This is a genomic window from Citrobacter sp. SX206, from assembly GCF_024181025.1.
Taxonomy (GTDB): domain Bacteria; phylum Pseudomonadota; class Gammaproteobacteria; order Enterobacterales; family Enterobacteriaceae; genus Citrobacter; species Citrobacter youngae.
In genome coordinates this window covers 2,213,325-2,234,340 of the sequence record NZ_CP049738.1, presented here as the reverse complement: position 1 = coordinate 2,234,340, position 21,016 = coordinate 2,213,325, and the positions used below count along the sequence as shown (strand labels likewise).

Here is a 21,016-nt window from a genome sequence, read left to right as displayed (position 1 = left end):
TAAAAAACAGATAACCAACCCCGCAGCGATCAGGGATAACGTTCATACCAACTGGAACCAGACTTCCGGTTTTGGACGCGGCACTCTGCAGAAAAAATGGCTTGTATTTGCATACTACAAAATATAATAGGTTTTTTATTGATACTGGAAAGACGGCAACATCCTTTTCCGTTTGATTTATTTTTACGCATGCGTTCAGTAATGAATTTAATTTAAGTCAGACTAAACACCTGTCTGTGTTATGCGCTTGTATTGATTGTTTCATTTTTATGAAAGAGACATAGGTTCCACGCATTAATTTTTTTATTTTAAATACTTTCACAGAACTGATGATTAGTAGAGAATGCAGCGTTTCTTATTAAAATGGTTTAAAACAGCTTTTTAATATCCCCTGGCATTATTACGGGGATCTTTGTATGAATTATACATACCATCATGGGGCCTTTATGAAAAGTAACATGCCCGTTACACAAATTGAGCACACACTTAACGGTAAAGCGACGCTGCTATCGACGACAGATAAAGAGAGTCATATTACCTATGCAAACTCCGCGTTTATCGATGCCAGTGGTTTTAACGAAAGTCAATTAATGGGTGAACCACATAATATTATTCGCCATCCGGATATGCCGCCAGCCGCGTTTGCTGACATGTGGTACACGTTGCAGCAAGGTGACAGCTGGACGGGAATGGTGAAAAACCGGCGTCAAAACGGTGACCACTACTGGGTACGTGCCAACGTCACGCCCGTTTGGCACAATGAAAAGTTAACGGGTTACATCTCAGTGCGTACTGTTCCTTCGCGAGACGAAATATCTCAGAGTGAGCAGTTGTATGAAAAAATAAATAATCAACAACTTAGCGGGTTCCGTCTTTTTAAGGGTATTATCATTCGCCGTGGCATATTGGCATGGACTTCAATGTTTAAATGGTTGAGCATTAGTCAACGCGTCAATTATGCTTTGGGAGTCGTTGCCCTGCTCTCTTTGTTATTAATCTTCGCTCCCGTAAATCACTTTATTCAATCCGGCGGTTTACTGGCGTTATTTCTGTTATTTGCCATTTACCTTAAGTGCCAAATTTGTCAGCCAGTTAATACACTATTGACTCAAATGAAGAAAGTCGTATCCGGACGAAAACCCGATAACTGCCATTTAAATCGCGTAGATGAAATCGGCATGTTAATGCGACTGGTTAATCAATCCGGACTTAATCTAAATTCACTGGTTGATGACGTTAGTACGCAAATATCCGGAATTCAGGCCATCAGCCAACGCGTTTCTAAAGAAGGTATCGCGCTGCATACGCGTTCTGAAGAAACATCCGCAGACCTTCAGCAAACCGCTGCCGCCATTGAAGAAATTGGTAGTGCAGTGCAGCAAACTGCAGAAACGGCGGCACATACCATGACGATGGCCGACCAAACCAGCACCAATGCCGCTGAAGGCGGCGATATTATGAAACAAACTATCGCCATGATGCAGGCGATCTCTCGTGATAATGGTCAGATTGTCGATATCATTGGCGTAATTGATAGCATTGCCTTCCAGACTAATATTCTGGCGCTCAACGCGGCCGTTGAGGCGGCGCGTGCCGGAGAATCCGGGCGCGGTTTTGCCGTCGTGGCCGCGGAGGTGCGCAATCTTGCGCAACACTCTGCATCAGCGGCAAAAGAGATTAAACAGCTTATCGAGAAGAACGTCGCTAACGTCAATACCGGCGTAAAAATGGTTGAACAAACAGAAACGCATCTCACCGGAATGATCAGCGATGTGTTACAGATGTCGATGATGATTAAAGACATTAGTCTGGCAACGCGGGAGCAAACCCAGGCGTTGGATCTGATTAATGATTCCATTTCGCGTGTTGGTACCATGACGCACAATAATGCCGAGATGGTGGAGCGTGTCACTGACGCAACTGCCGATTTAACGCAGCGCTCATCGCGATTGCAGCAGGCCGTGCAGGTCTTTGGCGTGTCGGTATAAGGCAAACAGCGCTCATTCTGCTGACGATCAGGATGAGCGCATTCCTTCGCATTTTCCCACCGCCTCTGTTTTTACTGAATCGAGTCCACATCCCGTCGATTCAGGCCACAGAAAAACCCCATTTCCCCGTGTCCAGACTTTGCGTCACTTCTCAATTGAATGTAGGATGCTCGGCCGACAGTTTCCCGCGGTAACACAATGAAGGGTAACGCTGTTTTCGCCGCAACTGCTGCGGCAAAAAGGATTTTGTAAATTAGTCAGGTTAACAGGAAACGTAATGAACACACACAACACGCAAGCCGCGGAACAACACGCGGCGAAACGACGCTGGTTGAATGCTCACGAAGAGGGGTATCACAAAGCGATGGGTAACCGGCAGGTACAAATGATCGCCATTGGCGGTGCTATTGGTACCGGGTTATTTTTAGGGGCTGGCGCACGTTTGCAAATGGCCGGCCCCGCTTTAGCACTGGTCTATCTGGTCTGCGGTATTTTTTCATTCTTCATTCTGCGGGCACTCGGTGAACTGGTTTTACACCGCCCTTCCAGCGGCAGCTTTGTCTCTTATGCCCGCGAATTTTTAGGTGAGAAAGCGGCCTATGTGGCTGGCTGGATGTACTTCATCAACTGGGCGATGACCGGAATCGTGGATATCACGGCCGTGGCCTTGTATATGCACTACTGGGGCGCATTTGGTGACGTACCGCAATGGGTATTTGCCCTCGGCGCATTGGCCATTGTCGGCACCATGAACATGATCGGCGTAAAGTGGTTTGCGGAGATGGAGTTCTGGTTTGCACTGGTCAAAGTGCTGGCTATCGTTATCTTCCTGGTCGTCGGGACTGTCTTTTTAGGCACGGGAAAACCGCTCGATGGTAACGCCACGGGTTTTCATCTGATCACCGACAACGGTGGTTTTTTCCCGCATGGCCTGCTGCCAGCGCTGGTACTGGTACAGGGCGTCGTCTTTGCATTTGCTTCCATTGAACTGGTAGGCACTGCGGCGGGTGAGTGCAAAGATCCGCAAACGATGGTGCCAAAAGCGATTAACAGCGTTATCTGGCGAATTGGCCTGTTCTATGTGGGGTCAGTGGTGTTACTGGTCATGCTGCTGCCGTGGAATGCCTATCAGGCAGGTCAAAGCCCGTTTGTTACCTTCTTTTCCAAACTCGGCGTTCCCTATATTGGCAGTATTATGAATATCGTGGTGCTTACCGCTGCGCTTTCCAGCCTCAACTCGGGTTTGTATTGCACTGGTCGTATTTTGCGCTCAATGTCGATGGGCGGTTCCGCGCCCAAATTTATGGCCAAAATGAGCCGTCAACACGTACCTTATGCTGGCATACTTGCCACGCTTGTCGTGTACGTCGTCGGGGTTTTCCTCAACTATCTGGTGCCTTCGCAGGTATTCGAGATCGTGCTTAACTTTGCCTCGCTGGGCATCATTGCATCGTGGGCATTCATTATGGTGTGCCAGATGCGTCTGCGTCGGGCCATTAAAGATGGTAAAGCGACAGACGTTCACTTCAAACTGCCCGGTGCGCCGTTTACGTCCTGGTTAACACTGTTGTTTTTACTGGCTGTGCTGGTGCTGATGGCGTTTGACTATCCGAACGGGACCTACACTATCGCCTCATTACCGCTGATTGCCATTCTGCTGGTCGTTGGCTGGTTTGGTGTACGTAAACGCGTCGCGGAAATCCACCGTACCGCGCCATAACGCTTTAAGGTAGGTCAGATTTCTGGCCTACCCGTTTGAGCGACTTAGTTTGCTTCAATTAGCTGAGCAACATCATTGCTGTTAATTTCCCGCGCATTCCCGTCCTGATCGGTATAGCTGGTCATTCCCGTATCTTTATCCAGTTTTGGTTTGCCCCGGGTGGTAATCGTTTGTCCGCTTTTCGTCGTCATGACGTAATCGGTGGTGCACCCTGCCAGCGTAAACAGCATTACGCCCGCACAAAGACAGATTAATGGCTTTTTCATGGTATTCCCGTGTTATTCAGTTAGCCGTTGAGGGCGTAGTGTAAGTCTCTGAAGTTTGTCAGGCTACCGATGGGGTGTAACGAGGCGTATCGTGGAGTATAGAGAAATGACAGGAGGGGTTGCCCCCTCCGAATAATTACAGGGCGATACGAATAACATCGTCCGGTTGAGTCGCTTCCTGCTCGCGTGTGGATTTCTGTTTCACGCTAACGTACAGGGTTTTACCATCGGCGGAGAGCGCCAGGCTGTTTGGGAACGTCGGGGTATCGAAGGTTTTAACCACTTTATAGCTTTTCGCGTCGATCACGCTGACTTTACCGGCCTGACGGTGGGTCACGTAAGCTTCATTACGCACCGGGTTGAACAGTACGGCCAGGGATTCCGGCGCGGCAACTTTTGCCAGCACGTTGCCGTTACGGGTATCGATAACCAGCACTTCCGCTGCTTTAGAGTCAGTGACAAACGCACGATGACCTGCCGTATCCAGACTCAGGTTAATGAAGAAGTGCTCTTTGCCATCGTCCAGCAGTTTTTTGCGGCTGAGAATTTTGTTGGTGGCGGTATCGATGGTAATGAATTCGCCATCGGCATTGGCGGTATACAGGCGTTTAGCCTTGCTGTCGACGGCCAGTGCAGTGCTCATTTTACCGGTATTTTGAATCGTGTCCTGAAGTTTGACAGTCTCACCGTCCACGACCCAAATCACGCTCTCCTTACCAATGCCGCTAATGTATACCGTGTTGGTAGCATCATCGGCGACCAGTTCACGAGGCTGCAGCGGACGGACATCTTCAGAACGTTTACGCGCATCCAGTACCAGACGCCCTTTCACCTCACCGGTTTTCGCATCAATCGCCGTCACCGCGCTATTCACGGTATTACCAAACCACAGCGTTTGCGTCGCGTTATTGATGGTCGCGCCAAACGGTTTGAGATCGTTATGAATAACCTGAGTCACTTCAAGCGTCACCGGATCAAGACGGTAAACTATCCCACCTTTATCCAGCTTACGGCTCTGCGAGGTGGCCAGCCACAGTGCGTTTTCCTGCTGGCTGTACGCCATTTCGTAGGCGCCTTTACCTACACCTTTGCGCAGCAGTTCTTCCGCAGCCTGCGTGCTAAATGATGATGCAACCAGCAGTGAACCTAACAGTAAAGAACCACGCAGGCGCGGTGAAAACAGATGACGTAAAGACATGACGACTCCCTTTGATAAATTCAGTTGTTACTGCTTCACATAGCTTCAATGAGCAAAATCATGGTTTTGCCTTTTTAAGAATGAGAATAGTAATCATTATTTATCGCAAAGTGGAGTGTTTATTCACATTCGGTGAAAACCTGCTTATTTTCTCCATGAATACTCGCTTGCGGCGAAATCAATATTCAGACAGATTGGCTCTACAACTCTTGCCGGATGGCGGCGTTGACGCCATCCGGCTGTTACCGTCTTTAACCCCTCCGTATCACTCTTCAGCAAGCCGAATTACGACCTTGCCAAAGTTTTTACCGGTCAGCAGACCGATAAAGGTCTCCGGTGCATTTTCCAGCCCCTCAGTGACCTGCTCGCGATAGTGGATCTTGCCTTCCTGAACCCAGCGCCCCATTTCTCGCTGAAATTCATGAATGCGGTGACCATAATCCTGACCAATGATAAAGCCCTGCAAGCGAATACGTTTTTTCAGTAACGTGGCCATAAGCAGCGGTAAACGGTCTGGGCCCGTCGGCAGTGATGTGGCGTTATAACCACTCACCAGACCACACAGCGGAATACGCGCGGAGGTGTTGAGTAACGGCAAAACAGCATCAAAAACTTTACCGCCGACGTTTTCATAATAGATATCGATACCCTGCGGACAGGCTTGTGCCAGTTGGAGTGCGAAATCGGGGGCATGATGATCGAGGCAAATATCAAAGCCCAACACGTCAGTAGCATGGCGACATTTCTCTGCCCCACCAGCTACCCCAACGACCCGACAGCCCTTCAGTTTACCAATCTGGCCCACGGTTGCGCCAACAGGTCCGGTTGCCGCAGCAACAACCAGTGTCTCACCGGCTTTGGGCTGGCCAATATCCAGCAGCCCCATATATGCCGTAAAGCCCGGCATACCCAGCAGACCAAGCGCCCAGGAAGGATGCTCAGGATGATCGCCTAACTTTACCAAATCAGAACCCTTTGAGATGGCGAAGTCCTGCCAGCCGCTATAGCTCAACACCCATTCACCGGGTTTAAAATCCGAATGATTCGATGCCTCGACCCGACTGACCGTGCCGCCCACCATCACTGCGCCAATCTCAACCGGGGGCGAATAAGACGGTTCGTCACTCATACGCCCACGCATATAGGGATCGAGTGAGAGGTAGACGTTACGCAGTAACACCTCTCCGTCACCGGGGGGGGGTGATGGCCTCTTCTTCCAGACGGAAGTTACCGGGCACCGGTGCGCCATGCGGGCGTGACGCCAGAACCCAGCGACGATTGCGTTGCATTTGTTGACCCATTGATGTTCTCCTCAGCTTTTGGCATGAATCCATCAATAGTAGACGCGCTATCTCTGCGATGCTTTCACATTAATTGCCAGCGTGGTTTAACCGCACAACCAGATAAACGCAGGACTGCGCGGTTTCATTGATAAACCGACAGTCATTTGGCGGCCCCAGCTCCAGGCAGTCCCCGGCTTTCATTTCATGGCGTGTATCACCTTCCACAAACACCAATTCGCCCTGCTGCAACCAGAGAAGCTGTCGGGCCTGCACGTAGGAAGAGGCGGGCATCGGGATATCACTGCCGGCCGGTAATTCGATTTGCACCAGATCGATAGGCAGATCGCTGCGCGGAGATACGTGGCGGCGCAAATAGTGGCTTTGCGGATCGTGCCAGACCGGCTGGTCGGCGAAACGCAGCAGTTTACCCTCCTGCATTTCGGCTCGGGCAATCAGCGTCGACATGCTGATACCAAACGCACCGGAAAGCCGTCCCAGTAGCGTCGCCGTTGGACTGCTCTCTCCACGTTCTATTTTATGGATCATCGCCCGCGAGACCCCTGCTCGTTCGGCAAGTTCCGTCAGCGACCAGCCGCGAGATTCCCGCTCAATGCGAATTCTTGCACTGATCCGTTGATTTATGCTGTCTTCAATAGTATTCATATTGTAATACTATAGTGAACAGCCCCTGAGGTTCAACATGTCAATTCGATTTGCCAGCAAAGACGACTGCGCCGCCATCGCAGAAATCTACAATCACGCCGTACTGCATACGGCCGCTATCTGGAACGATCAAACGGTCGATGCCGAAAACCGCATCTCCTGGTATGAGGCTCGCCAACTGATGGGGTATCCGGTACTGGTAAGTGAAGAGAATGGCGTCGTCACGGGGTACGCCTCTTTTGGCGACTGGCGCAACTTTGACGGTTTCCGTCATACCGTCGAACATTCAGTGTACGTGCACCCGGAACATCAGGGAAAAGGACTGGGGCGCAGGCTGCTCAGCAGACTCATTGAAGAAGCGCGCGCGTGTGGCAAGCATGTCATGGTGGCAGGAATTGAGTCGCACAATCAGGCATCGCTCCACCTGCATAGCACGCTGGGTTTCAATATTACCGCGCAGATGCCCCAGGTCGGGACTAAATTTGGTCGTTGGCTGGATCTGACTTTTATGCAGCTACAGTTAGACGACCGCAGCGAACCGGATGCGCGTGGATGAACCAGACGCTGACCCTCTCCTTTCTGATTGCCGCAGGTATTGGTCTGGTGGTGCAAAACACTTTGATGGTACGCATTACCCAGACGTCCTCGACAATCCTTATTGCTATGTTGCTTAACTCACTGGTCGGGATCGTCTTGTTTGTCAGCATACTATGGTTTAAACAAGGTGCGGCGGGGTTTGGCGAACTGGTTTCCAGCGTGCGCTGGTGGACATTAATCCCGGGTTTACTGGGGTCGTTCTTTGTTTTTGCCAGTATCAGCGGATACCAAAACGTAGGCGCTGCCACCACCATCGCGGTGCTGGTCGCCAGCCAGCTTATTGGCGGTCTGGTGCTGGATATTCTGCGTAGCCAGGGTGTACCGCTTCGCGCGCTGGTGGGTCCGGTATGCGGTGCGATATTGCTGGTTGTGGGTGCCTGGCTGGTGGCAAGACGTTCGTTTTAATTGCCTGATGGAGCTTCGCTTATCAGGCCTACAGAACGCCGGATAAGGTGTGAACACCGCCATCCGGCAAGGAAATATCAAAGAATAGAGCCGCCTTTGGTCAACTGCTCACGACGCGCTTCCATATCTTCTTTATGCTGGCGCCCATGATGTGCAATTGCCGTACGCAAACGTTGTTGCTGGGTGTAACGATCTTCCCGGCTCAACGCAACATCATCGCTCAACTCAATCAGCAATTCATTCATATGCGTAATGACGCTCTTTTCAATGGCGGCATCAACACGTGCGCTGACCTCATCCAGATGCGACATACTCCCTCCTTAACTCATTAATTTAATTTCGCCTTTGAAAAATCACTGCCCATCAGGCTAACGCTGTATCCGCTGACGTTGCTGCGTGTGGCATAGAAGGTTTTGCCATTCGCCAGCGCAATCCACGGGGCCTGCTGATAGAAAATTTCCTGCGACTGCTGGTAAAGTGCGGCGCGCTCTTGCGGTTTGCTCACCAGTTTCGCCTTTTGAACCAGCGAATTATACTCTTTATCACACCAGCGCGCGGCGTTTGATCCGGTTTTAATGCTGTCACAACCCAGCAGAACATCGGCAAAGTTATCCGGGTCACCGTTATCTGACATCCAGCCAAACAACGCAGTATCGTGCTCGCCTTTACGCATCCCGGAGAGATATTCCCCCCATTCCCAGGAGACGATTTTCGCCTTCACACCAACTTTTGCCCAGTCGCTTTGAATCATCTCAGCAATACGACGAGAGTTCGGGTTATAGGGGCGCTGCACCGGCATAGACCACAGTGTCGCTTCAAAACCGTTTTCCAACCCCGCTTTCTTCAGCAGCTCTTTCGCTTTCTGCGGGTCGTAAGCGTAATCTTTCAGGTCTTTATTGAAGCCCATCATATTCGGCGGGATTGGCGATTTCGCCACCGTTCCGGAACCTAAAAAGACCGCGTTAATAATGGCTTTTTTATCTGTCGCATAGTTCAGCGCCTGGCGCACAAGTACGTTATCAAACGGTTTTTTCTCCGTATTAAACGCCAGATAACCGACGTTCAGCGCTTCAACCGAATGCAGCGTCAGATCTTTGTTCTTTTTGATTTCATCAAACTGCACCGGTGCTGGCGCGGGAATAATCTGGCATTCGTTGGTTTGCAGTTTCGCCAGTCGCGTCTGTACGTTTGGTGTGATGGAGAAAATCAGATGTTTCGTTGGAACTTCACCATCCCAGTAGTTCGGGTTGGCCAGATAGCGGATTTGTGAATCCTGCTTGTATTGTTGCAAAACATAAGGCCCGGTACCAATCGGCCAGTTATCGACGTTTTCCGGCGTGCCTTTTTTCAGCATCTCGTCGGCATATTCAGCCGAAAGAATAGAGGCAAAATCCATCCCCCAGTCAGCAAGAAATGCCGCGTTGGGTTCGTTCAGAACAAACTGAACGTGATAATCATCAACCTTCTTAACCTCTTTGATCAGTTTGTCCAGGCCAACATCGTTGAAATATTCATAGCTACCCTGTGAAACCTTATGGTACGGATGATCGGCATCTTTCTGGCGTAATACTGAGAAAACGACGTCATCAGCATTGAAATCACGGGTAGGTTTAAAGAACTTATTACTATTGAACTTCACGCCCTGACGCAGGGTAAATGTGTAGGTCTTGCCGTCGGGGGAAATTGTCCACTCCGTTGCCAGAGACGTGACCGGAGTATTTTTGACCGGATCGAAGTTGATCAATCGGTTGTACAACACCTGTGAACTGGCGACAAACGACGGACCTGAACTGGCTATTTGGGGGTTAAATGATTCCGGGGATGCTTCAGAACAGTAAACGATGGTATCAGTACTGGCGGCATATGCAGCGCCTGTTGGTAAGACGGCGCTGAGTGCCAGCGCGAGCAGCGTTTTCCTTGCAATCATGGTTATAAGCCTTCTTCTTTTATTATTTACTCGTCTATCAGAGCATAGCTGGCAAATACGCACTAATAACAAATCTCTATCAGGTTATTCTAATCTGGCAGGTTTCGCTGATTAATTCATCATCGCAGGTGGAATAATTTACCTTAAGTCTTTTTCAAAACGTCAAGATTTTTCCCAATACTCTATGCCATGAAAATTCGCCCCTTTTTGCCTCTCTTCCAACGTTTGCTTACTTTTATTCCCCGTAAAGTAGATGTGTGAAGAAGTCTAAGGGGCAATTACGTGGCAAAAACTCTCTTGCGCAGCGGCAATTTGGATGACTATCAGGCCGTGGGTGGCGGTGGTCAGGCCGTGTTTGATTCAGCACTACAAATTCGTGAAACGCTTCGTCTGCGTAAACAACAGGCGATGGCGGACTGTCTGGCAATACCACAAGTTAACGACAGTGGCGATCGGGTGGACTGGTATTCCCCGGTTGAAGGAAAGGCTGTCGCGTGGAAAGCCGCTGATGAAGATGCGCGTTTTCGGGCTCTGCGCTATCTGTCCAGTACGCTGGAGAATGCCGCTGCACTGAGCCGGAAAAGCCTGCAATCGGGAAAAACTTCTCTGCAACTGTTTGGTTCACTTCTCGACAAAGCCATCCAGTTTCCAGGTGAGAACCACGTGTTCCTGGTTGATGGCAAGCCCGTCATTACGTTCTGGGGCTTCGTCAATCTGAATGAAAACACCCGTGACGATGTACTCGATTGCCTGCGTCATACCGACGTTCCCCCGGTTGTATTGGCACCTGAACCGGAGCCGGAAGTCGAAGAAATCCCGGCGGAAATCACTTTCGCCGAGGCCGATACCCCACTGCTGACAACAGCTATTGAGCTACCGAAACCCGCTGACCCCGAACCACAACCCCTGGTCATTGTAAGTGAGCCAGAGATTGCGCCGCCGCCAGTACAGCGTAAGCCTACGCGACGCCTGCCGCTGTGGAGCCTGCCCGTTGCTGCTGCAGTGATTGCCGCCATTGCAGGGCCGCTATTGTGGAAACAACACACGGAATCTCCCGCACCTGCGGTTGCCTCCATTGACGTTGCAAAGGTAGACAGTAATCCGCTGCCTGAACTAACACCTTCGCTGCCGCTGCATCGGGCTGACGTTATTCCACCAGTGAAAAAAGAGAAGCCCGTAGAAGGACCGGTGGTGATAGCCGCCATCCCGAAAGATGCGCTGGTAATGGATGCCAACCAGATGAAGGCAGGTACAACACGTTTTCTTAACGGCAACTGGCGTGTGCTGGTCGATATAAAAGATCCGGTCAGCGGTAAAGCCCCATCGCTGCGCTATCAGATCCAGGCCAATAAGGGCACTGCGCGCGTCGTGCATGGCGACAATATCGTTTGCCGCGCCGAAATTTTCTCTGGTCTGCATCAATCGGGCGAATTAATGATTAAGAGTCGCGGGAATGCCCGTTGCACGGACGGTTCGCGTTACCCAATGCCTGAAATCACCTGCAAAGCAGGAACAAACGACGTCGCAGCTTGTACCGCACGTTATGACGAACACGCGGAAATCCCTTTGACGATCAAAAAGATAGGTGCCTGATTTTATGTTGGTGAATCTGTGTGATTACAAACAGAGCGTAACGCTCATCGCCAATAGCGGTGTGCAATTTCTGGATTTTGGGCTGACACCACAGGAATCTGCGCACCACGGTCGTTTTGTTCGCAAAACGGCAAACGGTCCGCTACTGCGTCTGGATTTTGATCTGGCGTCGGGACGCTATACCCTGCCGGGTAATACCGGTGGCCAACCCGAAGTAGTGAAACCGGAAAGCACGCAGACGCTGCATTATTCTCTGGACGTACTTGACGGTGTCTGGTTGCCGCTGCCGTTCCTGCGTTTTAACCCGCCCCGCACATTTGTTGAAGGCCCGGATAACTGGGCGCGCGTCCAGGTGCGAAAACTCGCACAGCCGGACAGTGCCGGCAATACTCACCGTGTCACGGTGGCGCTGGACAGTCAGTTGACTGAAGCCCCGGCAGCATTGACGCCCAATGAGAACGATCTGCTGAATGGCACGCGATTTGCGCTGGCCTGGCACGATAATGAGATCGCAGATTTCCTCGACCAGACGTGGATTGATGGCTGGCTACGCGAGTCCTTTTTGCAGCACGTCACACAGCAAGAAAACCGTTCAGAGCAGGAGATCCAACAAGCTCTACGCAACTTTGAATACCAGGCGCACTGGCTGAATTTGTTGACCCTGTTAGGCGAACAACTTTCCGTCCCGGAAGTGAAGCTGGTGACCCATACGCTCAGCACGCCCGCGATTCCTGTCGATCTGATTCTGGATATTGGCAATACCCATACCTGCGGCGTGTTGATTGAAGATCATGGCGATGCCAATGACGGTTTGCGTCAGACGGCTGAATTGCAGGTGCGTTCATTAAGTGAACCACAGTTCCTCAACGATCCCCTGTTCACCAGCCGACTGGAGTTTTCCGAGGCGCGCTTTGGTAAGCAACATTTCTCCGTTGAGAGCGGCCGCGATGATGCCTTTATCTGGCCGTCGATTGTCCGCGTTGGGGATGAAGCCCGTAAGCTGGCGATGCAGCGTATGGGAACGGAAGGCAGTAGTGGGATCTCCAGCCCACGCCGGTACTTATGGGATGAAACCCCCGTTTTACACGACTGGCGCTTTAGCCAGATGAACAGTAAAACGCAGCGCGAGCCGCTGGCTACCGCCTTCCCGCTGATGAATCTGATGAACGATGACGGTCAGCCGCTGTTCAGCCTGCCGCAAGATGACCGGCTGCCGGTGTTCTCACCACAATACAGCCGCAGCACGCTGATGACGCATATGTTGTGCGAGATTCTGGCCCAGGCGCTGGGACAAATTAACAGCGTAGCGACACGGCTGCGTCTCGGGTTCCCGGCCTCTCCACGCCAGTTGCGCACGCTGATCCTCACTCTGCCGTCAGCCATGCCAAAACAGGAGCGAGAGATCTTCCGTCTGCGTATGTTTGAAGCCATTGCGCTGGTCTGGAAAGCAATGGGCTGGCACCCGCAGGACGAAGATTTCACCACCCGCAAACAGCAAGAAAAGAGCGTTGTTCCCGTACCTGAGATCCAGATGGAGTGGGATGAGGCCAGCTGCGGACAGTTGGTTTGGCTGTATAACGAAGCGATTTCACACTATGACGGGCACACAGAATCGTTCTTTAACGCCCTCGCCCGTCCGGACCGCCAGCCAGAACCCGGTGAAGTTAAAGGTCGTGCACTGCGCGTCGCCTCCATCGATATTGGCGGCGGCACGACGGATATGGCCGTGGTCCATTATCAACTGGATGACGGCGTTGGGGCGAATGTCAAAATCACCCCGCATCTGCTGTTTCGTGAAGGCTTCAAAGTCGCCGGGGACGACATGTTGTTGGATGTCATACAACGCTGCATACTGCCCGCCCTGCAAACCCGCTTACAACAAGCTGGCGTGACCGATGCCGCCGCGCTGCTGGCCACACTGTTTGGTGATTCCGGGAGAATCGATACTCAGGCTATTTTGCGACAACAAACCGCGTTGCAACTCTTTATGCCACTGGGTCATGCGGTGCTCAGTGCCTGGGAGCAAAGCGATATTAACGATCCCGTAGCGGGGTTGCACGCCACCTTTGGCGAACTGCTTTCTCAGCGCCCGACACGCAATGTGATGAACTATATCCAGCAGGCTATCGATCATGCTGTACCGTCTGGTTCACCGGCTTTTGATGTGCTGAGCGTTCCGTTGCAGGTACAGTTCAGGCAGTTGCAAGAAGCGCTGCTGGCAGGGCAATTTACCCTGACATCCCCTCTGCACGCCGTTTGCGAAGCGATTTCCCACTATCGTTGCGATATTTTGTTAGTCACTGGCAGACCCGCCTGTTTGCCGGGGGTTCAGGCGCTAATCCGCCATCTGCAACCCGTTCCGGTCAACCGCATGATCTGGATGGACAGCTATCGCGTACATGAGTGGTATCCGTTCAGCCAGCAAGGGCGTATCGGCAATCCAAAATCTACCGCTGCCGTTGGCGCGATGCTGTGTAGCCTGGCGCTGGATTTACGCCTGCCGCGCTTTAATTTTAAAGCTGCGGATATCGGCGCGTACTCGACGGTCCGCTACCTAGGCGTACTGGATAATACGGTCAATACGTTGCGCGATGAGAATATCTGGTATCACGACATTGATCTGGATAAACCTGGAGCAAAACTGGATACCCGTCTGCACTTCCCGCTGCGCGGCAACGTGACGCTGGGCTTTCGCCAGTTAGCAAACAGCCGCTGGCCAGCCACCCCGCTGTATACGCTGAGCATCAATTCCGCTGAGCTGGCAAAAACGATTGCCGGTGACGGCGTATTAAATGTACGGCTGCAACTGCGCGGCGGCAGCAAAGAGACAGGGCCGGAATTTTTCGTTCTCAGTGATGCCTGGCTACAGGATGGCACGCCCGTTGCCGCCAATGCCCTAACGTTAAAACTGAATACACTGGCAGATCGTCGCCATAGCGGCAGCCATTACTGGATTGATAGCGGGAGTGTGTACCTGAAATGAGTAAGATGTTTAACACAGCACAAGCCGCCATCGAATGGGTGAATGACACACGCCAGCGCGCAGCGCGTCTTGATGATGAAGCGGATTCCCTGCTCGCTCAGCTCACCATCGCCGCGGTTACTGAGTCTGCGCTGAATACGGCGTTTTCAGCGCGTGGCTGTGTGGGTCTGTACGGTCATTCACAGCCAGCAAAAGCACATCTGTTGTCCGCACTGTGCAGCAACACCAGTGGGAAATTGAATATTGCAACACCGGATCGCAGTTTTGATTATTTTTCGCATATCAATCCGGGCCATGCGCCGACCAATATGGCGATCCGCTTTACGCGTGAAGACAATCCCGTTGATAGCGAGTGGCCCCTGCGTCTGCGCCTACTGAGTGAAGCGGAACTGGTACAGCTGTTTATCACGCAGTTTTGCGCAATGCCTGACAGCCGCCAGGTTGAAAAATCGATTATTGAAGCCCGGTTAGAAAAATGGCAAACGCTGCGTCAACGTCATCCGGTTCAGGGCATCACGGCACATGACGTAGCCGCCATCGGCCGTTTTTGGCGCTCTTGTGTTCCTGCAAACCAGCAGCAAATTGATGATGCACTATGGCATCAATTTGCTACATTGCTGCCGGCGCTGGATCTAACCACCCGCGCTCACGCCTGGGCGCTGTTGTGGGGAGAACAACCAGAGTTAACGCAGCAATGGCTGGCATTAGCGCATACTTTGCAACAAACCGGACAGGCGCACGAGCTAGCCGCACCGCTGAGTTTGTTGGTCGATCATTTTGGCTTGCCCGCCGAAAGCTTCCTGACCCAGGTCGCATTAACCGGGAATGACGCGCAAAGCGATGTGGTGGTTCATCCTGTTGCAAACCATCAGTTGCTTAACGCGGTCAGTCTGTCGCTGGAATCGCTGGCGCTGCTGACGCGTGAACTGGTGCTGACTGTCGAAGACTCGGTGTTGGAAAACGTCGACCTGCTCGATATTCCCCTCGCACCGGATGCCCACCCCAACCCGCTGTGGCGGGCCAAATTAGGCTGGATGTTGGAACATTACCGCCAGCATCTGCAACCCGATGTCCTGCTGATCTGCAACGCAGTGTCTTCACGCTCGCAGACACCGGCCATCACGCGTAAGCTGATGAGCTGGGCCAACGATACCCAACCCGTACACGATGCGGCATTACCGGGGGTTGTGTGGGCCATTACGCCACAAGATGCTCGTTTTAGCACACAGCAAAACCTTGATGAGGCCGTGCAGCAATTAATGGGCAAGCCTGGGTTGCGCTGGGGAACATTGCAGGCACTGGATAAACACAGCCTGTTGCGCCTTGCTGAATGGCTGTCGCAAGCGACATCCGCTCAACAACGCCAGTCGCGATTAACGTCCCTGCATGAACAGCATCAACAGCGTGTTCGTGAGGCGCTGATGAGCTGGCTTAACGACAGCGAAAGCGTGCCAGACTCCAGCGAGACAGTGATCCGCCAGCTTCAGGCCCAGGCAGCAAAGCATGGTGAACTCCTGGAGGGGTTACTACCACCGATGCGCTGCTTTGAGTCGTTGCTGCGTATCCAGCAGCCACGTGAAGAACAAGTCAGTGGACTCTTTAATGAAGAGATTGACCTGTTTGCCGACGTCCGGGAACCGTCGCATGCTTCCGAAAGCAAAGAGACCGGATACCAGGCGCACAAAATGTGGATCAACCATGTGCGTCAGTGGTGTCGTGATGACAATAATGCGCGCCGATTGCGGCTTGATCCTCGAACGCTTAGACAGGTAGCCGACATTCTTATCACTACCAGCTATCGACTGGAGATGCCTCAACGCCTTCAGCAGATTATGCAGCGAGAGAATGTCTGCGGGGCGCAGTTACACGCCGATATCGGTGATTTTATTACCTGGCTCGGCTACGCCAACGTTGCAGAGGATCAACGCCCTGCCAGCAGGATCCTCAAGGGTGCGGCTATTTTCAGTGCGCCAGTACAACAACCGATGTCGCGCCTGACTCAATTGGATGAGCAGCCGCAGCACGGTGCAAGCCGACACGTTTACGACTGGCTGGTTGCGTTGTACACCCGTGCGAATGAAAACGTGGGATACCAGCATCCTCTGGACGTAACCAAAGACGACAGACTGCGATTAGTCGCTCTGCTGGCCCCCTGAAACGGCATTGACAACGCCATCAGAAAAGAGAAAACAGGAGTGCGACGGGAAAGCTCATCGGCCATGTCGCCCCGACTAATACCGCGCTCAGAAAGCGAATACGTTTTTTATCACGTGACAGAAACCAGGTGGTAATGGCCGCAATTGCAGCCATTACCGCATAAAAAAACAACATTTTTTGGTACAGAGACATTTAGGGCATCCAGGCCAGAAGAGAAAATCGCGCGCAATATGCTCTCTTTTATGACCCACATCAAGTTTTATTCATTTATTTAAGAAAACCGCCTAAATAACAGCCCACTTTCAATATGTTCAGATTTCGTACTATTGCGGATAGCTATAAGCCGTACTATACCCAAAGGGGTAAAAACGAAAGGTGGCAAAAATGAATGTTTCCAGTAAGACCGTGGTGCTGATAAATATATTTGCTGCTGTAGGACTTTTCAGCCTGATCTCCGTAAGGTTCGGCTGGTTTGCTTGATGTGACTCTTTTTGATGAATTGCAGCGCCTGCTGGCAGAGAGAAAATCTTCTCTCTGCCATTAGTAAACGATCTTCGCACTCCGTCACTGCCCGGTAAATTATCCTTAATATGTAACACCCCTAATCCTTCTGCGGCATTATTCCCCCGTGATAGCGGGTCGGTGTCGTACCTGTAAGCTGCCGAAAAAACACGATAAAAGCACTGTCGCTAACAAATTCCAGCTGTTGCGCCACCTGGCTGATTGAGTCACCCTCCGCCAACATCTCCATCGCTTTTAACAGCCTGAATTGCTGCCGCCAGGTCTGATAATTCATCCCTGTATCTCTGATAAAGATGCGGCTGATTGTCCGTTCGCAGGCACCGACCAGGCGGGACAACTGATTCAGTCGGGGCGGTAACGTCCCCATTCGAACCCCTTCCAGCCACAGATTCAGGCGGACATCAGAGGGAAACTGCAACGTCCAGTTTTCACGGCGTGCGGCCCTGATTTCCTCACAAAAAACAGTGATGAGGCTGGCCTGCTGCGTTTCTGTCATTTGCCAGGGCCAGAATGCCATCCGTTCTATGACTTCAAAAAAGAGCGGGTTCACTTCGACAACCTGTAGCGGCAATGCGGATAACGGCGGCAGAATGGTTGAAAAATATAATGACCGATAAGCCATCACCCCGCGCATGATGGCCCGGTGAACCGTACCCGCGGAGATCCAGACCGCACGGCGAGGCGGAAGCAGACACAGGGTATTTTCCAGTTCAATGGTGATACACCCCGCCGCCGAAAAGAGTAACTGATGGCGAAGATGACTGTGCCGACCTGAATCATGTACGCCCATATCAGAGGCAATACCCACTACTGTTTCCTTAAAACCATCCGGGTCGAAGACATCATCAGGCGCAATTTTCATCATCTGTCCGATATTTGATATATAAAGTCCTGATAATGGTAATAAGACATTTTCTATTCAGCAATAATCCCCCCAAGTTTTTTGCTTCTTGGATATTGCCATGAATATGACCCATCGACCGCCCTTGTGGCTTCTCACATTACTGATTATGTTTCCGCAACTGGTGGAAACCATTTACAGCCCGGCGTTGCCAAATATCGCCACGTTTTTTCAAATAAGCAGTGAACGTGCTGCTCAAACACTTTCCGTTTATTTTGTCGCCTTTGCCGTGGGGGTTGCGCTATGGGGCTGGCTTAGCGACTGCATTGGACGACGGTGGGCAATGGTAGCTGGACTTCTCTGTTACGGAGCGGGTTCCGTAATGGCGGTTATTGCCACTGATTTCAGCGTCTTGCTGCTGGCCCGTATGGTATCAGCCATTGGCGCGGCCGCCGGGTCTGTTGTGGTGCAGACTATGTTGAGGGACAGTTATGAATCAACAACACTGTCCCGCATTTTTTCCATTATGGGCGCAGCACTGGCAATCAGCCCGGTTTTTGGTCTGGTGAGCGGGGGTTGGTTAGTCAGTCTTTACGGCCATACGGGCGTTTTTACTGCGCTGGTATTGCTGGCGATACTGCTACTGATGTTAACCGCAGCCTTATTGCCGGAAACACGGCCGGAGACTACGCGCAGACCACAATTAACGGGACTGGTCTCCCGGATGGTGAGGGACAGTACACTGTGGAAAAATGCCATGCTGGTTGCTCTGTTGAATACTATGCTATTCAGCTACTACAGCCTGGCCCCGTTTCTTTTCGGACAGTTAGGATGGAGTTCCAGGGCATTTGGCTGGACGGGATCCTTGCTTGCCCTCGCGTCACTGTCAGGCAGCCTGCTGAATCGCAAGCTGTTAACGAGCGGCTTGTCATCGGGATATCTGGTGCGCCATGCCTGTGCTTTAGCTCTGCTGTCTGGTCTCGCGGCATGGTGGCTACAGCATTCAGTCTGGATTCTGTTGCCAGTGGTTGGGGTTGTTGTTGCCTATGGCATCGCGATCCCCAATGTGTTGAGTCAGGCTCTGCATCACTATCGTGAACAGGCCGGGGCCGCAGGTGCTCTGTTCGGATTATGCTACTACCTGTTACTGGGAATGATGTTAGGGTTAGCGGGTATCGTGCAGCAACTGGGATTGGTTCTGACTATCTGTGCGTTCATCGCCTGGCTATGTAGCCTGTGCCGTCGTTAGAACAATCACCTAAATAATCAGGCCCCGACATTGTGCCGGGGCCTGATGGTGTGCAAATTAGCCTGACCTCGCGGATATTTCCAACTTACCGCCGTCCGATGGCGACGAGGCCAGTGGCGCGAATAGTATAGACACACGTTTACCAATATTTAGCTATCCGTGCCCCATTTACCGCTCGCGCTTAAGATATTACTCATGCTTGATCATGACATGGCGAACAATCGTGTAATCTTCCAGCCCGTAAACCGACATATCCTTGCCATATCCAGACTGTTTTTGCCCACCGTGAGGCATCTCGCTAACCAGCGTGAAGTGCGTATTGACCCAGGTGCAACCATACTGCAGGCGGGCGCTCAGTCGGTGCGCGCGACCAACATCCCGCGTCCAGACTGACGAGGCCAGTCCATACTTCGAATCATTGGCCCACGCCAGGACCTGATCTTCATCTTCAAAGACGGTAACACTGACCACCGGACCAAAGACCTCACGCTGCACGATAGCATCTTCCTGTTTCGCGCCCGCCAGCAACGTTGGCGCAAAATAATAGCCTGAACCCTCCACTTTTTTGCCGCCGGTGATGACCTTAATGTGTCCGAGCGCTTTCGCGTCATCGACTGCTTTAGCTACCCTGTCAAGATGCGCCTGTGAGCTTAACGGTCCCAGTTCTGTCGTTTCATCATTCGGTGCGCCGATTTTCAGGCTGGCAACTGCAGCGCCGAGTTTTTCGACCAACGCATCATAGATGCCTTTTTGCGCGTAGATTCGACAGGCAGCAGTGCAATCCTGTCCGGCGTTGTAATACCCAAAGGTCCGTACACCACTGACCACCGCATCAAGGTCCGCATCATCAAAAATAATCACCGGGGCTTTCCCGCCCAGTTCCATATGCGTGCGTTTAATCGAAGGCGCAGTATGCTGGATAATATGTTCCCCGGTCACAATGGAGCCGGTCAGTGAAACCATACGTACTTTTTCATGGCCGGTCAGCGGATCGCCCACTGTTTTACCACGACCAAACAGGACGTTAATCACGCCTGCCGGGTAAATATCTTTCGCATATTCCGCCAGTTTAAGCGCCGTCAGCGGGGTAATTTCTGAAGGTTTAATCACCACGCAGTTACCGGCGGCCAGCGCTGGAGCCAGCTTCCATGCCGCCATCATCAGCGGGTAGTTCCACGGCGCGATGGAGGCCACCACACCCAGCGGATCGCGACGAATCATGGAGGTATGCCCTTCCAGATACTCCCCAGCGGCCTGTCCTTGCAGGGTGCGCGCAGCCCCCGCGAAGAAACGGAAAACGTCCACGATGGCCGGAATTTCATCATTAAGCACACAATGTAGTGGTTTACCGCAGTTAAGCGATTCCAGCTCAGCGAAGGTCTGTGCATTATCTGCAATGGTGTCCGCCAGCTTTAACAACAGCTCCGAACGCACTTTCGGCGTGGTTTGGCCCCAGGAGGCAAACGCATTGTCTGCCGCGCGCACTGCGGCATCAACCTGCGCGGCTGACGCCTCAGCAATCTCCAGAATAAGTTCACCAGTGGCAGGGTTATAAACTGGTTGCTTTTCACCTTCACCGCTGACCAGCTCACCGTTAATCAGTAATTGATGTTGCATAGCAATT

17 protein-coding genes and 1 pseudogene are annotated in these 21,016 nt (G+C 52.0%); 9 read left to right on the top strand and 9 right to left on the bottom strand.

Annotated elements, in window-relative coordinates:
* Positions 1-446 precede the first annotated feature (446 nt).
* Both G8S19_RS10940 and ansP read left to right on the top strand, forming a co-directional pair.
* Entirely contained in the window at positions 447-1,988 is a 1,542-nt protein-coding gene (locus G8S19_RS10940; RefSeq protein ID WP_048211618.1) for a PAS domain-containing methyl-accepting chemotaxis protein, read from the top strand.
* A 277-nt stretch (positions 1,989-2,265) separates the two neighbouring features.
* Entirely contained in the window at positions 2,266-3,708 is a 1,443-nt protein-coding gene (gene ansP, locus G8S19_RS10935; protein ID WP_101742168.1) for an L-asparagine permease, read from the top strand.
* A 44-nt stretch (positions 3,709-3,752) separates the two neighbouring features.
* On the opposite strand, the gene G8S19_RS10930 is transcribed toward ansP, so the two are convergent.
* From G8S19_RS10930 to G8S19_RS10915, 4 genes and pseudogenes are all read right to left on the bottom strand, one after another.
* Positions 3,753-3,974, bottom strand: coding sequence for a YgdI/YgdR family lipoprotein (locus G8S19_RS10930; RefSeq protein WP_101742167.1), 222 nt, complete (start codon positions 3,972-3,974; stop codon positions 3,753-3,755).
* Between the two features lie 136 nt (positions 3,975-4,110).
* Positions 4,111-5,172, bottom strand: a complete 1,062-nt coding sequence (locus tag G8S19_RS10925) for a YncE family protein (RefSeq protein WP_101742166.1) — start codon at positions 5,170-5,172, stop codon at positions 4,111-4,113.
* A 265-nt stretch (positions 5,173-5,437) separates the two neighbouring features.
* Positions 5,438-6,473 (bottom strand): annotated as a pseudogene (locus G8S19_RS10920) (NADP-dependent oxidoreductase).
* Positions 6,474-6,542: 69 nt separating this feature from the next.
* On the bottom strand, positions 6,543-7,118 hold the full coding sequence (locus tag G8S19_RS10915) for an XRE family transcriptional regulator (protein ID WP_048211614.1): 576 nt from the start codon (positions 7,116-7,118) through the stop codon (positions 6,543-6,545).
* Positions 7,119-7,155: 37 nt separating this feature from the next.
* Between G8S19_RS10915 and mddA the strand changes: the two genes are divergently transcribed.
* Together mddA and G8S19_RS10905 are read left to right on the top strand one after the other, a co-directional pair.
* Positions 7,156-7,674 (top strand): L-methionine sulfoximine/L-methionine sulfone acetyltransferase, encoded by a 519-nt coding sequence (gene mddA / locus G8S19_RS10910; protein ID WP_048211613.1) that lies wholly within the window; start codon positions 7,156-7,158, stop codon positions 7,672-7,674.
* Complete coding sequence (locus G8S19_RS10905) at positions 7,671-8,120, top strand: DMT family transporter (RefSeq protein ID WP_048211612.1); 450 nt, start codon at positions 7,671-7,673, stop codon at positions 8,118-8,120. The genes mddA and G8S19_RS10905 overlap by 4 nt, the downstream gene beginning before the upstream one ends.
* A 77-nt stretch (positions 8,121-8,197) precedes the next feature.
* Here the strand turns inward: G8S19_RS10905 and G8S19_RS10900 are convergent, their stop codons facing one another.
* On the bottom strand, positions 8,198-8,431 hold the full coding sequence (locus G8S19_RS10900) for a YdcY family protein (RefSeq protein ID WP_253686564.1): 234 nt from the start codon (positions 8,429-8,431) through the stop codon (positions 8,198-8,200).
* Positions 8,432-8,448: 17 nt separating this feature from the next.
* The gene (locus G8S19_RS10895) at positions 8,449-10,047 is read right to left on the bottom strand and encodes an ABC transporter substrate-binding protein (RefSeq protein ID WP_253686562.1); all 1,599 of its coding nucleotides are present in this window, start codon (positions 10,045-10,047) and stop codon (positions 8,449-8,451) included.
* A gap of 282 nt (positions 10,048-10,329) precedes the next feature.
* On the opposite strand from G8S19_RS10895, the gene G8S19_RS10890 reads away from it, so the two are divergent.
* From G8S19_RS10890 to G8S19_RS10880, 3 genes are read left to right on the top strand one after another with little or no spacing between them, the layout of a single operon-like run.
* Positions 10,330-11,640 carry an SrfA family protein gene (locus G8S19_RS10890; RefSeq protein ID WP_253686560.1) on the top strand — a complete coding sequence of 437 codons (1,311 nt, stop codon included), beginning with the start codon at positions 10,330-10,332 and terminating at the stop codon, positions 11,638-11,640.
* Between the two features lie 4 nt (positions 11,641-11,644).
* The gene (locus G8S19_RS10885) at positions 11,645-14,623 is read left to right on the top strand and encodes a virulence factor SrfB (RefSeq protein ID WP_101742197.1); all 2,979 of its coding nucleotides are present in this window, start codon (positions 11,645-11,647) and stop codon (positions 14,621-14,623) included.
* A complete protein-coding gene (locus tag G8S19_RS10880; protein WP_048211608.1) occupies positions 14,620-16,779 on the top strand; it encodes a virulence factor SrfC family protein in 2,160 nt (719 codons plus the stop codon). Before G8S19_RS10885 ends, G8S19_RS10880 begins: the two co-directional genes overlap by 4 nt.
* A gap of 19 nt (positions 16,780-16,798) precedes the next feature.
* On the opposite strand, the gene G8S19_RS10875 is transcribed toward G8S19_RS10880, so the two are convergent.
* Positions 16,799-16,972, bottom strand: coding sequence for a GhoT/OrtT family toxin (locus tag G8S19_RS10875; protein WP_075551376.1), 174 nt, complete (start codon positions 16,970-16,972; stop codon positions 16,799-16,801).
* A 192-nt stretch (positions 16,973-17,164) separates the two neighbouring features.
* Here G8S19_RS10875 and yncL point away from each other — a divergent pair, with 192 nt between their 5' ends.
* Positions 17,165-17,260 carry a stress response membrane protein YncL gene (gene yncL / locus G8S19_RS10870; protein ID WP_071828932.1) on the top strand — a complete coding sequence of 32 codons (96 nt, stop codon included), beginning with the start codon at positions 17,165-17,167 and terminating at the stop codon, positions 17,258-17,260.
* 121 nt (positions 17,261-17,381) lie between these two features.
* On the opposite strand, the gene G8S19_RS10865 is transcribed toward yncL, so the two are convergent.
* Complete coding sequence (locus G8S19_RS10865) at positions 17,382-18,164, bottom strand: helix-turn-helix domain-containing protein (RefSeq protein ID WP_371925585.1); 783 nt, start codon at positions 18,162-18,164, stop codon at positions 17,382-17,384.
* A gap of 100 nt (positions 18,165-18,264) precedes the next feature.
* On the opposite strand from G8S19_RS10865, the gene G8S19_RS10860 reads away from it, so the two are divergent.
* Positions 18,265-19,392 carry a multidrug effflux MFS transporter gene (locus G8S19_RS10860; protein ID WP_199981874.1) on the top strand — a complete coding sequence of 376 codons (1,128 nt, stop codon included), beginning with the start codon at positions 18,265-18,267 and terminating at the stop codon, positions 19,390-19,392.
* Between the two features lie 189 nt (positions 19,393-19,581).
* Here the strand turns inward: G8S19_RS10860 and patD are convergent, their stop codons facing one another.
* Positions 19,582-21,009 (bottom strand): aminobutyraldehyde dehydrogenase, encoded by a 1,428-nt coding sequence (gene patD / locus G8S19_RS10855; protein ID WP_061067939.1) that lies wholly within the window; start codon positions 21,007-21,009, stop codon positions 19,582-19,584.
* Between the last annotated feature and the right edge of the window lie 7 nt (positions 21,010-21,016).